The sequence below is a fragment of the Variovorax sp. GW460-12-1-14-LB1 genome (assembly GCF_059423605.1).
Genome location: NZ_JBWKYF010000119.1, coordinates 1 through 12,853, shown reverse-complemented (window position 1 = coordinate 12,853; position 12,853 = coordinate 1). Strand labels below are relative to the sequence as shown.

The 12,853-nt window shown below is 66.2% G+C and carries 11 protein-coding genes; 4 read left to right on the top strand and 7 right to left on the bottom strand.

The genetic code is table 11. The annotated features are described in order from the left end of the window. Positions 1 to 497: 497 nt before the first annotated feature. The 7 genes from AC07Y4_RS31640 to AC07Y4_RS31610 form a co-directional block, all read right to left on the bottom strand. Positions 498 to 1,628, bottom strand: a complete 1,131-nt coding sequence (locus AC07Y4_RS31640; RefSeq protein WP_447747409.1) for an acyl-CoA dehydrogenase family protein — start codon at positions 1,626 to 1,628, stop codon at positions 498 to 500. Positions 1,629 to 1,668: 40 nt separating this feature from the next. Next, entirely contained in the window at positions 1,669 to 2,916 is a 1,248-nt protein-coding gene (locus tag AC07Y4_RS31635; RefSeq protein ID WP_487850637.1) for a glutamate carboxypeptidase, read from the bottom strand. Between the two features lie 91 nt (positions 2,917 to 3,007). Further along, positions 3,008 to 4,192, bottom strand: a complete 1,185-nt coding sequence (locus AC07Y4_RS31630) for an acetyl-CoA C-acyltransferase (protein WP_095746933.1) — start codon at positions 4,190 to 4,192, stop codon at positions 3,008 to 3,010. A gap of 69 nt (positions 4,193 to 4,261) precedes the next feature. After that, complete coding sequence (gene aceK, locus AC07Y4_RS31625) at positions 4,262 to 6,082, bottom strand: bifunctional isocitrate dehydrogenase kinase/phosphatase (protein WP_062478759.1); 1,821 nt, start codon at positions 6,080 to 6,082, stop codon at positions 4,262 to 4,264. A 35-nt stretch (positions 6,083 to 6,117) separates the two neighbouring features. Then, entirely contained in the window at positions 6,118 to 6,852 is a 735-nt protein-coding gene (gene can / locus AC07Y4_RS31620) for a carbonate dehydratase (protein WP_062478745.1), read from the bottom strand. A 26-nt stretch (positions 6,853 to 6,878) separates the two neighbouring features. After that, positions 6,879 to 7,940: a hypothetical protein gene (locus AC07Y4_RS31615; protein WP_495275616.1), complete on the bottom strand. Its 1,062-nt coding sequence runs from the start codon at positions 7,938 to 7,940 to the stop codon at positions 6,879 to 6,881. A gap of 37 nt (positions 7,941 to 7,977) precedes the next feature. After that, the gene (locus AC07Y4_RS31610; protein ID WP_390348344.1) at positions 7,978 to 8,394 is read right to left on the bottom strand and encodes a MerR family transcriptional regulator; all 417 of its coding nucleotides are present in this window, start codon (positions 8,392 to 8,394) and stop codon (positions 7,978 to 7,980) included. Positions 8,395 to 8,488: 94 nt separating this feature from the next. Between AC07Y4_RS31610 and AC07Y4_RS31605 the strand changes: the two genes are divergently transcribed. The 4 genes from AC07Y4_RS31605 to AC07Y4_RS31590 all read left to right on the top strand — a co-directional run bounded on the left by AC07Y4_RS31605 (position 8,489) and on the right by AC07Y4_RS31590 (position 12,761). Next, positions 8,489 to 9,547 (top strand): MBL fold metallo-hydrolase, encoded by a 1,059-nt coding sequence (locus AC07Y4_RS31605; protein WP_487850639.1) that lies wholly within the window; start codon positions 8,489 to 8,491, stop codon positions 9,545 to 9,547. A gap of 112 nt (positions 9,548 to 9,659) precedes the next feature. After that, the gene (locus AC07Y4_RS31600) at positions 9,660 to 10,976 is read left to right on the top strand and encodes a leucine-rich repeat-containing protein kinase family protein (protein WP_487850640.1); all 1,317 of its coding nucleotides are present in this window, start codon (positions 9,660 to 9,662) and stop codon (positions 10,974 to 10,976) included. Next, positions 10,973 to 11,902: a pseudouridine synthase gene (locus AC07Y4_RS31595; protein ID WP_487850641.1), complete on the top strand. Its 930-nt coding sequence runs from the start codon at positions 10,973 to 10,975 to the stop codon at positions 11,900 to 11,902. Before AC07Y4_RS31600 ends, AC07Y4_RS31595 begins: the two co-directional genes overlap by 4 nt. A gap of 88 nt (positions 11,903 to 11,990) precedes the next feature. Continuing rightward, complete coding sequence (locus tag AC07Y4_RS31590; protein WP_062478757.1) at positions 11,991 to 12,761, top strand: SDR family oxidoreductase; 771 nt, start codon at positions 11,991 to 11,993, stop codon at positions 12,759 to 12,761. Positions 12,762 to 12,853: the final 92 nt, after the last annotated feature.

Here is a 12,853-nt window from a genome sequence, read left to right as displayed (position 1 = left end):
TGAAGCCTTCAGGCTCACAAAACGGGTGGGTCAGTATTCAATGGAAATCTAGGGTCAGCGATCGGCGGAATCCAACAACAGTGGAGCGTTGAGACGCGCAAGGGCAACCGGCGTCGGTACCCGCATTTGGAACAGTGGCCATAGGCCTCCAAGGATGTCGACTTGCAACAACCGACGCACCCGCTGCTAAACGAGGGCGGCGGCTCGAACGGGTTAGCAGACCGGGACATCCTTGCGGAAACCGGCAGGGCGCGAGCCCTCCCATTCGAGCCGCCTAAAAAGGAGCACGAACGAAAAAGCCGCAGACCATGTGCGGTAACTGCGGCTTTCGTCGCAGGATGTCAGCGGGCTGCTAAACCCGGCCTCGCTCATCACGAGGCGAAGGCAATGTAAACGGTCGCTCGGACGCCCGTCAAGCGTCAGCGACTGGAACGCACCGCCCCACCCGAAACATCACCCACTCAGGTCACGGCGTTGGTTCACGTGATCAGACGATCTCAGGCGAGCGCGCGTTGAATCAGCAGCTTCTGGATGTCCGACGTGCCTTCGTAGATCTGGCACACGCGCACGTCGCGGTAGATGCGCTCCAGCGGAAAGTCGTTCACGTAGCCGTAGCCGCCCAGGGTCTGGATGGCGGCGCTGCACACGCGCTCGGCCATTTCGCTGGCGAAGAGCTTGGCCATGGCGGCTTCTTTCAGGCAGGGCCGGCCGGCGTCGCGCAGGCTGGCGGCGTGCCAGATGAGCTGGCGCGCGGCTTCGATCTGCGTAGCGCAGTCGGCCAGGCGAAAGCCCACGGCCTGCTGGTCGAAGATGGCGCCGCCGAAGGCCTGGCGTTCCTTGGCGTAGGCCACGGCCACGTCGAAGGCGCTGCGGGCCATGCCCACGCTTTGCGCGGCGATGCCGATGCGCCCGCCTTCGAGTGCGCCGAGCGCGATCTTGTAGCCCTCGCCTTCGGCACCGATGAGGTTCTCGGCCGGGATGCGGCAGCTGTCGAAGTTGATCTGCGCGGTGTCGCTGCTGTGCTGGCCGAGCTTGTCCTCCAAGCGCGCGACGTTGTAGCCGGGCGCGTCGGTGGGCACGATGAACGCGCTCATGCCGCGCTTGCCGGCGCCCTTGTCGGTCACGGCGATGACGATGGCGACCTGGCCGTTCTTGCCGCTGGTGATGAACTGCTTCACGCCGTCGATCACGTAGCCGTCGCCGTCCTTGCGCGCGGTGGTGCGCAGGCTCGAGGCGTCGCTGCCGGCCTGTGGCTCGGTGAGGCAGAAGGCGCCGAGCATCTGGCCCTGGGCCAGCGGCTCGAGCCACTTCTTTTTCTGCTGCGCGTTGCCGTAGCGCATGAGGATGGCGTTGACGGGACAGTTGGTCACGCTGATGGCGGTGCTGGTGCCGCCGTCGCCGGCGGCGATTTCCTCGAGCACGAGCGCGAGCGTGAGGTAGTCGAGGCCCGCGCCGCCATGCTCCTCGGGCACGCAGATGCCGTAGGCGCCCAGCGCGGCCAGGCCCTGGTGCACCTCTTTCGGAAAGCTGTGGTCGCGGTCCCACTTCGGGGCGTTGGGCCAGAGCTCGGCCTGCGCAAAATCGCGCACGGCGTCGCGGATGGCTTCCTGGTCTGCGCTGAGCAGCATGGCGTTGTCTCCAGTTCTTTCTTGTCGGTGGGTGCGTGGCTTACTTGCCGGCGCCCAGGTCCATGATGAGACGCGCGGCCATGTACAGGCGGCGCGGAATGGCGCTGATGTCGACGTACTCGGCCTTGTCGCTGTGGTAACCGAAGCCGGGCAGGCCCAGGCTTTCGATCACGGGCTTGCCCGAGAGCGCCGCGTAGGCCGCGTCGGTGCCGCCGCCGGTGCGCTCTTCGACGCCCACGCTGCCACCGGCTTCCTTGTAGAAGACCACGGCCTTGTCGACCAGCTTCTTGCCGCCCTCGCCCGCGTTGAAGGCCGGACGGCCGCGCGTGACGAGCACCTTGACGTCGGCCTCGGGCAGTTTTTTCTGCTGCGCCTTTTCTTCGAGCGTCTTCATGGCGGCGTCGAAGTCTTCGTTGCGTGCGTAGCGCACGTCGGCGTTCAGCGTGGCGCTGGCCGGGATGATGTTCGACACGTTGCCGGCCTTGGCAATGGTCCAGTTGAAGCGCAGGTTCTTCGACTTGTCGTCGATGCTCATGGTGCGCAGCACGAGGTCGGAAGCTTCGACCAATGCGTTCACGCCCAACTCGGGCGCGGCGCCAGCGTGCGAGGCCTTGCCGGTGATGTTGACCTGCACGTAGGCAATGCCTGAGGTGCCGAGCGACATCTTCTCGTCGCCGGCGCTGGTGGGCTCGAACGAGAGCACGTAGTCGGCCAGCTTGGCTTCTTCCTGGATCAGGTCGCGCGAGCCGAAGGAGCCTTTTTCCTCGTCGGTGTTGAACAGCACGGTGATGGTGCCGTAGTCGCGCACGCCGTAGTCTTTCAGCAGCTTGAGCGTGTGCAGGATGACGGCGTTGCCGCCCTTGTCGTCGGCGATGCCGGGGCCGTAGGCCTTGTCGCCTTCGATGCGGAACGGCGCCTTGGCGAGCGTGCCCTTGGTGTACACGGTGTCCATGTGCGACATGAGCAGCAGGTTCTTGCCGCCACGGCCCTTGAGCTTGCCGACGATGTTGTCGCCGACCACGAGGCCGGCCGACTTGCTGCGCGTGACGGTGAAGCCGAGGTTCTTCAGTTCGCCTTCGAGGTACGCGCCGGCGGCGGCCATGCCTTCGGCGTCACCGGTGCCGGTCTCGATGTTGACGAGCTTCTCGAGCGTCTTGATCACCGCCGGCTGCTCGTCGGTGGCGGCCTGGAACAGCACGTTGTCGCGCTTCTGGGCCCAGGCGCCACCTGCCACGAAGGCGGTAGCGAGCACGGCGGCAACGGCGGTACGGTGAATGGATGGGCGCATGAAATCTCCTGCTCTACGCATGGTTTTGTTTGAACTGTCCGGGGTGGAAAACCGGCCGGCGCCCTCTCCCGGGCGCCGGCGGCTCCTGGCGTTATAGCAATTCGAGCGCGACCGCGGTGCCTTCGCCGCCGCCGATGCACAGCGTGGCGACGCCGCGCTTCTTGCCGCGCGCCTTCAGCGCGTGCAGCAGCGTGACCATGATGCGCGCGCCGCTGGCGCCGATGGGGTGGCCCAGCGCGCAGGCGCCGCCATTCACGTTGACGATGTCGTGCGACACGTCGAGCTCGTGCATGAGCGCCATGGGCACGACGGCGAAGGCCTCGTTCACTTCCCACAGGTCGACGTCCTTCACGCTCCAGCCGGTCTTGGCGAACAGCTTCTGCACGGCACCGACCGGCGCGGTGGAGAACCACTCGGGTTGCTGCGCGTGCGTGGCGTGGCCGACGATGCGCGCCAGCGGCTTGGCGCCGATCTTCTTGGCATGCGACTCGGTCATCATGACCAGCGCGGCGGCGCCGTCGTTGATCGACGAGCTCGAGGCGGCGGTGATGGTGCCGTTTTCTTTCTTGAACGCGGGCTTGAGCGTGGGGATCTTGTCGAGCTTGACCTTGCCCGGGCCTTCGTCGATGGAGATGACGGTGTCGCCGCCGCGGCCCTTGACGGTGACGGGCGTGATCTCGTCCTTGAAGGCGCCCGATTCGGTGGCGGCCTTGGCGCGCTGCACGCTGGCGATGGCAAAGGCGTCTTGCTGCTCGCGCGTGAAGTTGTACTTGGCGGCGCAGTCTTCACCGAAGGTGCCCATGGAGCGGCCCGGCTGGTAGGCGTCTTCGAGGCCGTCGAGCATCATGTGGTCATAGATCTTGTCGTGGCCCATGCGGTAGCCGCCGCGGCCCTTGAGCATGAGGTAGGGCGCGTTGGTCATGCTTTCCATGCCACCCGCCACGATGACGTCGTGCGTGCCGGCCAGCAGCAGGTCGTGCGCGAGCATCGCGGCCTTCATGGCCGAGCCGCACATCTTGCTGAGCGTGACGGCGCCCGCGCTGTCGGGCAGGCCGCCCTTGTAGGCCGCCTGGCGCGCCGGGGCCTGGCCCTGGCCGGCCATGAGGCAGTTGCCGAACAGCACTTCACCCACGCTCTCGGGCGCGATGCCGGCGCGCTCGACGGCCGCCTTGATGGCCGCGCCGCCCAGGTCGTGCGCGGAGAGGGACGAAAAGTCGCCCTGGAAGCCACCCATGGGGGTGCGGGCGGCGCCGACGATGACGATGGATTCGGACATGGAGGTCTCCTTCAGAAATGTGAAAGTGAAATCAAAGACAAAACGAAAACGGAAATCGGAAACGGGCGGTCAGAAATGCGTCGCGTGGCCTTCGTGCTGGAAGCGTTGCGACTCTTCGTACGGGAACACGTCGAGCATCTGGCCGGCCTGGATGCGTTCCTTGTGGTGCTGCCAGAAGGCGGCGTCGAGCAGGTCGGCGTGGTGCGCCATGAAGGCGGCGCGCACGTCCTTGTTGCCCAGCAGAAAGGGCTCGAAGGTCTCGGGGAACACGTCCTTCGGGCCGACCGAATACCAGACCTCGCCGCTCATCTCGTCTTCTTCGTTGCGCGGCGTGGGCACCTTGCGGAACTTGCAGTCGGTGACGTATTCGATTTCGTCGTAGTCGTAGAACACGACCTTGCCGCCGCGCGTGACGCCGAAGTTCTTCCACAGCATGTCGCCGGGAAAGATGTTGGCGGCCACCATGTCCTTGATGGCGTTGCCGTACTCGATGACCGCGTGCTCCAGCTGGTCCTTGGCGCGACGGGCCTGGGCCGGGCTCTCGGGATGGGCCAGCGTGTCGAAGGCTTCCTGCAGGTAGATGTTCAGCGGGATCATGCGGCGCTCGATGTAGACGTGCTTGAGCACGACCTCCATCTCCCCGTTGCCGTCGCGGTCGCCGATCTCGAGCTGGCTGGGCGCGAACTTGCGGATCTCCTCGATGAGCTCGGGCTCGAAGCGGTCGAGCGGAAAGCCCACGTTGCTGTACTCGAGCGTGTCGGCCATGCGGCCCACGCGGTCGTGCTGCTTCACGAGCATGTACTTGCCCTTGATCTGCTCGCGCGTGGTGTCCTTCTGCGGCGGATAAAAGTCCTTGATGACCTTGAACACGAAGGGGAACGAGGGCAGGTCGAACACCAGCATGACCATGCCCTTGATGCCGGGCGCGATGCGAAAGCGGTCGCTCGAGTAGTTCAGGTGCGACAGGAAGTCGCGGTAGAACAGCGTCTTGCCCTGCTTGGCCAGGCCGAGTGCGTTGTAGATCTCGGCGCGCGGCTTGCGCGGCATGAGCGAGCGCAGGAACTGCACCCAGGCCGAGGGCACTTCCATGTCGACCATGAAGTAGGCGCGTGCAAAGCTGAACAGCATCTGCAGGTCGTCTTCGCCGAACAGCGCCGCATCGATGTAGAACTTGCCGTGGGTGTCGTGCAGGATGGGCAGCGAGAACGGGATCTCGGTGAAGCCGTTCATGATCTTGCCGACCACGTAGGCGCCCTTGTTCCGGTAGAACAGGCCCGACAGCACCTGCAACTGGAAGTTGGCGCGCAGCTTGACCTGGTGGAAGCGGTTCAGGATGACGTGCGCCACGCGCTCGGCGTCGCGCCGCTTGTTGGCGTAGCTGCCCTGCAGCGCGAAGTCGTCGAGCATCTGCTCGATGATGTCGGGCAGCGTCGCCTGCGACGGGTAGTACGGCCGGTAGGTGGGTGCGCCGCGCGGTTCGATGTACTCGGTGCTGATGGCCGGGCGCACGAAGATGAAGTCGTTCTGGAAGTAGGCCCGGTGCAGGATCTTCGTGGTGACCGAGTTGAAGAAACTCTCGGCCAGCTCGGGCTGGTGATGGTTCACCAAGAGGCCGATGAAGTGCAGCTTGACCTGGTGCCAGACCTCCATGGGCTGGTCGCCGGCCTTGAACTCTTTTTCGAGCCGGGCCACGGCCTCGTTCACGCGCAGGTCGTAGAACTCGATGCGCTCGCGCTGCGCCCGCTGCTGGCCATGCCAGTCGGCGGTCTCGAATCGGTGCTTGGCGCGCGCCGATTCGGCCCGGAACAGCCGGTAGTGCCGGTTGAACCCGTCGATCATCGCCTTCGCGATGTCGTAGGCCAGCGGGGAATCGAGGCGCTGCGGGAACATGGCGACAGGACCGGCGATGGCAGCGGCGGGTTCGCTCAGGCGGCTGGCGGGGTCTCGGTGCCTTCGGTGCCGTCGGCACCTGCCTGCGCCGACGGCGAGGCGCCTGCGGGCTTGCTCCACTTGTAGCGGATGCGCTGCACGGCGGCCTTGTAGATGGCGTCGAGCGGCTTGTCGCCCTCGACACTCAGGCCGAGGTCTTGCAGCAGGCCGTCGTGCACGCCGAAGGTCCAGCCGTGGATGCGCACCTTCTGGCCGCGCGCCCAGGCGTCGACCATGACGGTGCTGACGGCCACGTTGACCACCTGCTCGGCCACGTTGAGCTCGCACAGCGCGTCGACGCGCACGTCTTCGGGCAGGCTGTCGAGCATCACGCTGTGGCGGTCGCGCACGTCCTGGATGTGGCGGATCCAGTTGTCGGCCAGGCCGATGCGCTTGCCGCTGAGCGCAGCCTTCACGCCGGCGCAGCCGTAGTGGCCGACCACCATGATGTGCTCGACCTTCAGGTGCTCGACCGCGAACTGGATCGCCGAGAGCGCGTTGAGGTCGGAGTGCACCACGATGTTGGCGACGTTGCGGTGCACGAACACCTCACCCGGCTCCAGGCCGGTGATCTGGTTGGCGGGCACGCGGCTGTCGGAACAGCCGATCCACATGTAGCGCGGCGTCTGCTGCTTGACAAGGCCGGTGAAGAAGCCGGGCCGGTCACGCTCCATCTGGGCGGACCAGGCACGGTTGTGGGCAAAGAGGTCGTCGAGGTTGTCGGAGGGCATGGTGGAGTTCAGGCGGTTGTTTCAGACTATTTGGATACAACAGGCAAGGGGATGGCAGAGCAGCCCGACTCTGGAGCTGCTTGAATCATCTTGTGGAGCCTGGCAACGTCGGGCCTGGAGGTTTCGCGCATCACAGACTGCCATCTGCGCACGCGCTCCACGACCTCCGAAGGACACGACTTTCCTATGGCCAGGTCGCATGTTATCTGTGCGATCTGCTGCGGGTCCTTCGACAGTGTGAAAGACGCCCCCGGCCGGGAAAAAGCGCGAGCGACCTCGTTGCTATAAAGGTAGCGCTCCATGGGTGGATTGGTCAGGAGCTGTGTATCGCGGATCGAGAGAACGCGGCCGAGCTGCACGCGTACCCCCTCCCAGCTGATTCGGTCAATGTGCTCGGCCACTTCCTCAGGCAGCAGTTGGCCCATCTCCACAGTCACCTGATCCAACAACCGCGATGTCTCGAACCGTTCGTTCTCTACTGCCGAGAGGAAGTCAGCTCGGAGGCCGACCTCATCCATGTAAGCCAGTACGTGCCCGATCGGCCACTGCCAAGAGTGACCGCTGTGCTCGTCCCGCGTGGCCGTCTCAAGAAGGCGAATCACCGTAGCGGCCTCCTCGATTTTTCTGGCTCGCTGTCCATCGGTCGAGCGGAAATAGTCGTCTAACGCGATCATCTCGTTGATCGAATGGCCGGCGTAGGTCAGTTCAAGAGCGAGTTGTTGTCGCGCATAGGCGACGTTGGCCTCGGACTGACGCAGCTTCGCGATCTCAGGCATGAACTGCGAAGTGAGGCGCACCACGGCTGGCACGAAGAATGTCGGCGAGCGCCTGTCCACCAAGCGAGAGTGGCACGCCAGCATGGCCTGTCGAACGTTCTCGTAGGACTCCATCCTGAAGTCGATGCCGGTTTGGATGTGCGTGAGGAATGCCTCGCTCGGCACAGTGCCGGCCTTCAGTCTTTCAAAGAGTGCATCACGGCTCGGCGCCGCGAACCCTGAAACGGCCCCCAATGCGGCGCACGCAGCCAGGGCAAGTGCCCGAAGCCAACGGCAACAGCAGGAGCGGGACGTTGCGGATTTGCGGAGCATGGCGCTATTGTCGACGAGGGGTTGAGTCCCGCTCGGATCAGGCAGTCTTGGGAGTCTTGGCTGCGCCCTGTGCCTTCTGGGCCTTGACCAGCGTGGCGCGGCCCTTTTTCTCGTGCTCGCGCACTTCGGCGAGGTTGGCCTGCAGCTCGGCCAGCTGCGCCTCGAGCTGCGCGCGGTGGGCGCCGAGCACGCCCAGGAATTTTTCCAGCTGCGGCACGGTGTCGCGCGGGCTGTCGTACATGTCCAGGATGTCTTTCGCCTCGACCAGCGTCAGGCCCAGGCGCTTGGCGCGCAGCGTGAGCGTGAGCCGCGCCCGGTCGCGCGCGCTGTACACGCGCTGCAGGCCGGCCCGCTCAGGCGACAGCAGGCCCATGTCTTCATAGAAGCGGATGGCGCGCGTCGTGAGGTCGAACTCCTTGGCGAGCTGGCTGATGGTGAAGGTCTGCGCGGGCATGGGCGGCAAGGGTTGCGGGGGCGACAGCAGGTTGGCGGCGCATTCTTTACAATGAAGCCTCAACCCATGACGTTTACGTAAACGTCAATCATACATGAACCTCCTCGAACGCGAACTCCACTACCCCCTGGGCGACACCCTGCCCGCCGCCGGCGAAGCACTGGAAGTCGCGCCCGGCGTGCGCTGGATCCGCATGCGGCTGCCCTTTGCGCTGGACCACATCAACCTCTGGCTGCTGCGCGACGCGATCGACGGCGTCGAGGGCTGGACGGTGGTCGACTGCTGCATCGCGCACGACGAGGCCCGCGCGCAGTGGGAGCAGATCTTCGAGACCCAGCTGCAGGGCCTGCCGATCCTGCGCGTGATCGTGACCCACATGCACCCCGACCACATCGGCCTGGCCGACTGGCTGTGCCAGCGCTGGAACGCGCCGCTGTGGATCAGCGCCACCGACTACCACGTGGCGCGCGTGCTGTGCAGCGCCGGCGACACGCTCGCGGGCGGCGACGCGGCGGCCGACTTCTTCGCCTCGCACGGGCTGACCAACCCCGAGTCGATCGCCAAGATCCGCGCGCGTACCAGCTACTACACCAACATGGTGCCCAGCGTGCCCGCCCGCTACGTGCGCATGATGGACGGCGACATCGTCCGCATCGGCGGACGCGACTGGCGCTGCATCAGCGGCTACGGCCATGCGCCCGAGCACATCGCGCTGTACTGCGCCGAGCCGAAGCTGCTGCTGGGCGGCGACATGATGCTGCCGCGCATCTCGACCAATGTGAGCGTGCATGCGGGCGAGCCCGAGGCCAATTCGCTGCGCCTGTTCCTGGACAGCATCGACAAGTTCAAGGCCCTGCCGGCCGACACGCTGGGCCTGCCCTCGCATGGCAAGCCCTTCACCGGCATCCACCGCCGCGTCGACCAGCTGCAGGAGCACCACCGCGACCGCCTGGCCGAGCTGCTCGAAGCCTGCCTCGCGCGCCCGATCACGGCGTCGGAGGGCCTGCCGATCCTGTTCAAGCGCGAGCTCGACCTGCACCAGATCACCTTCGCCATGGGCGAGACCGTGGCCCACCTGCACCTGCTGTGGTTCTCGGGGCAGGTGAAGCGCACGCTCGATGCCGACGGCATCTACCGCTTCGGCGCAGCCTGAGGCCCCCCGGCTTTTCACTTCGCTTCGCTGCGTGTAACTCCACCCCCCAAGGGGGAGGCGCGGCTCGCCTTGGGGCGGCCCGGCGGCGGCCGCATAGACTCTGGGAATGACAATGTCGAACACGCTGGCTGAGCTGCGCGCCGGCCGGCTGGCTGGCGCACGACGACTGGACCTCTCGTGCGGACTCACCGAGTTCCCGCGCGAGATTTTTGCGCTCGCCGACACCCTCGAAACGCTGAACCTCACGGGCAATGCGCTCAGCGCGCTGCCCGACGACCTCGGCCGGCTGCACAAGCTGCGCGTGCTGTTCTGCTCCGACAACCGCTTCACCGAACTGCCGGCCTCCATCGGCCAGTGCCGCCAGCTCGACATCGTGGGCTTCAAGGCCAACCGCATCGCCCACGTACCCGCCGAGGCGCTGCCGCCCTCGCTGCGCTGGCTGATCCTGACCGACAACGCCATCGAGGCACTGCCCGACACCCTCGGCGACTGCACCCGCATGCAGAAGCTGATGCTGGCCGGCAACCGCCTGCGCGCCCTGCCGCCGTCGGTGGCCCGCTGCCGACAACTCGAGCTGCTGCGCCTGTCGGCCAACCGCTTCGAGGCGCTGCCCGAGTGGCTGCACACGCTGCCGCGCCTGGCCTGGCTGGCGTGCGCGGGCAATCCGTTCGACGCGCCGACCGAAGACGCCGCCATCGACGCGCCCACCGTGCCGCACGTCGACTGGCGCGACCTGACGCTCGGCCCGAAGCTCGGCGAAGGCGCCTCGGGCGTGATCCACCGCGCCACGCTGGCCACACCCGATGGCGCCGCGCAGCCCGTGGCGGTGAAGCTGTTCAAGGGTGCCGTCACCAGCGACGGCTGGCCGCACAGCGAGATGGCGGCCTGCATCGCGGCCGGCGCGCACCCGACGCTGATCGCCGCACAGGGCCGCATCGACGGCCACCCCGACGGCACCGAAGGCCTGGTGATGGCGCTGGTGCCGCCCTCGTTCCGCACCCTGGCGGGCCCGCCGAGCCTGGCCTCGTGCACCCGCGACGTCTACGCCGACGATGCGCACTGGACCACCCGCACCGCCCTGCGCATCGCGCGCGACATCGCGGCGGCCATGGCGCACCTGCATGCGCGCGGCCTGCTGCATGGCGACCTGTACGCCCACAACATCCTGTGGCACGCGCAGGACGGCGGGCGGCTCGGCGACTTCGGCGCGGGCTGGATGACCGGCGCGCTCGACCCGGCACTGGCGAAAGCCCTGCAGGGCGTGGAAATGCGCGCGTTCGGCTGCCTGCTCGAAGAGCTGGCCGAGCGCTGCGACGATGCAGCTTCTTCTCCCTTGACCACGCTCGCGGCGCGCTGCCTGCAGCCCGACGTGGCGGCGCGGCCGTCGTTCGCCGAGGTGCTGTCGGTGCTGGACGCCGCCGCGCCATGACGCGCCCCCGCTTCCCCATCCCGATGCCCACGCGCGACGGCGTGAGCCCGAGTTGTGTCTCGCTGCCTTACGGCCCCTGGCCCACCATCGCCGACTTTCTCGTCGAGCGTTTTCCCGCCATCTCGCGCGAGGCCTGGCTCTCGCGCATCGAAGCGAACGACGTGTGCGACGAGCACGGCGTGCCCATCACCACCACGCGGCGTTACGAGTCGCCGCTGCGCGTGTACTACTACCGCGCGCTCGACGCCGAGACGCCCATCCCTTTCGAAGAGTTGGTGCTGCACCAGGACGACGACCTCGTGGTGGTCGACAAACCGCCCTTCGTGCCTGTCACGCCCACCGGCAAGTACGTGCAGCAGAGCCTGCTGGTGCGCCTGAAGCGCAAGCTCGGCCTGGACGACCTCGTGCCGCTACACCGCATCGACCGCAACACTTCGGGACTGGTGCTGTTCTCGGTGCGCCGCGAGACGCGCGGCGCCTACCAGGCGATGTTTCCCGAGCGGCGCATCGACAAGCACTACGAAGCCGTCGTGCCGTGGCAGGAGGGCGTGTCGTCGGTGCCCGCTGTGTACCGCAGCCGGCTGGTGGACGACGACCACTTCATGCGCATGCGCGAAGCGCCCGGGGAGCCGAATTCCGAAACCCGCATCGTGCTGCGCGAGGCCCGCGACGGCCATGCGCTGCTGGAACTCTCGCCCGTCACCGGCCGCAAGCACCAGCTGCGGGTGCACTGCCAGGCGCTGGGTTTGCCGATCGTGAACGACCCGTTCTATCCCACGCTGCAGCCGGCGGGGAATGACGACTTCGACAGGCCGCTGCAGCTGCTGGCGCGGTCGCTGTCTTTTGTCGACCCGCTGAACGGCGCCTTGCGCACCTTCGAGAGCCCTCGCCGGCTGGCGCTGCCTTCTGCTCCTGCTGCCGCCTAGGTGACGCGGCGCGGGCGCGTCGCGGACTAAGCTTTCTCCTGACGGGAATTCACCTTCCTCTCTTTCACCACTCAGGAGACAAACGCACATGGACACCACCCAACTCTTCTCGCTGAAGGGCCGCAGCGCCTTGATCACCGGCGGCTCGCGCGGCATCGGTCGCATGATTGCCGAGGGCTTCCTGGCGCAGGGGGCGCGCGTGTACATCTCGGCACGCAAGGCGGCGGCTTGCGATCAGACGGCGAAGGAGCTGTCGGCTTTTGGGCATTGTGTGTCGCTGCCGGCTGATGTGTCGACTGTGGAGGGGGCGCAGGCGCTGGTCGATGCTTATGCGAAGCATGAAGGGTCGCTCGATATCCTGGTCAACAACGCGGGGGCTGCTTGGGGCGCGCCGTATGAAGAGTTTCCAGAGAGTGGCTGGGACAAGGTCGTCGACCTGAACTTGAAGACGCCCTTCTTCCTGACCAAGGCGCTGACGCCGATGCTCAAGAAGGCGGCTACGGATCATCTGTCGAAGGTGATCAACATTGCTTCCATCGACGGGATTTCGGTGAATCCGCAGGAGACTTATTCGTATGCGGCTAGCAAGGCGGGGTTGATTCAGTTGACGCGGCGGATGGCGTTGCGGTTGGCGCAGGATCGGATCGTGGTCAGTGCGATTGCTCCCGGAGCGTTCGCTTCGGATATGAACAAGGATGCGCGGGATCATGGGGATGAGGTCAAGGGACGGATTCCTGCTGGGCGCATTGGTACGCCTGAGGACATGGCTGGTGCCGCCATCTATCTGGCCTCTCGGGCTGGGGACTATGTGATGGGGTCTACGCTGGTGGTGGACGGTGGGGTTACGCACGCTCGCTAGGTTTTTGGGTTCCGGGGCCGGGTCTCGGCCCGGCGGCCGACCTACTTTTCTTTGCTTCGCCAAAGAAACGTAGGCAAAAGAAAGGCGACCCT

Excerpts from the sequence above, each read along its gene's own strand:
- AC07Y4_RS31640 (WP_447747409.1), bottom strand. The coding sequence starts at position 1,628 with ATGCTGCTCAGCGCAGACCAGGAAGCCATCCGCGACGCCGTGCGCGAT.
- AC07Y4_RS31635 (WP_487850637.1), bottom strand. The coding sequence starts at position 2,916 with ATGCGCCCATCCATTCACCGTACCGCCGTTGCCGCCGTGCTCGCTACC.
- AC07Y4_RS31630 (WP_095746933.1), bottom strand. The coding sequence starts at position 4,192 with ATGTCCGAATCCATCGTCATCGTCGGCGCCGCCCGCACCCCCATGGGT.
- aceK (WP_062478759.1), bottom strand. The coding sequence starts at position 6,082 with ATGTTCCCGCAGCGCCTCGATTCCCCGCTGGCCTACGACATCGCGAAG.
- can (WP_062478745.1), bottom strand. The coding sequence starts at position 6,852 with ATGCCCTCCGACAACCTCGACGACCTCTTTGCCCACAACCGTGCCTGG.
- AC07Y4_RS31615 (WP_495275616.1), bottom strand. The coding sequence starts at position 7,940 with ATGCTCCGCAAATCCGCAACGTCCCGCTCCTGCTGTTGCCGTTGGCTT.
- AC07Y4_RS31610 (WP_390348344.1), bottom strand. The coding sequence starts at position 8,394 with ATGCCCGCGCAGACCTTCACCATCAGCCAGCTCGCCAAGGAGTTCGAC.
- AC07Y4_RS31605 (WP_487850639.1), top strand. The coding sequence starts at position 8,489 with ATGAACCTCCTCGAACGCGAACTCCACTACCCCCTGGGCGACACCCTG.
- AC07Y4_RS31600 (WP_487850640.1), top strand. The coding sequence starts at position 9,660 with ATGTCGAACACGCTGGCTGAGCTGCGCGCCGGCCGGCTGGCTGGCGCA.
- AC07Y4_RS31595 (WP_487850641.1), top strand. The coding sequence starts at position 10,973 with ATGACGCGCCCCCGCTTCCCCATCCCGATGCCCACGCGCGACGGCGTG.
- AC07Y4_RS31590 (WP_062478757.1), top strand. The coding sequence starts at position 11,991 with ATGGACACCACCCAACTCTTCTCGCTGAAGGGCCGCAGCGCCTTGATC.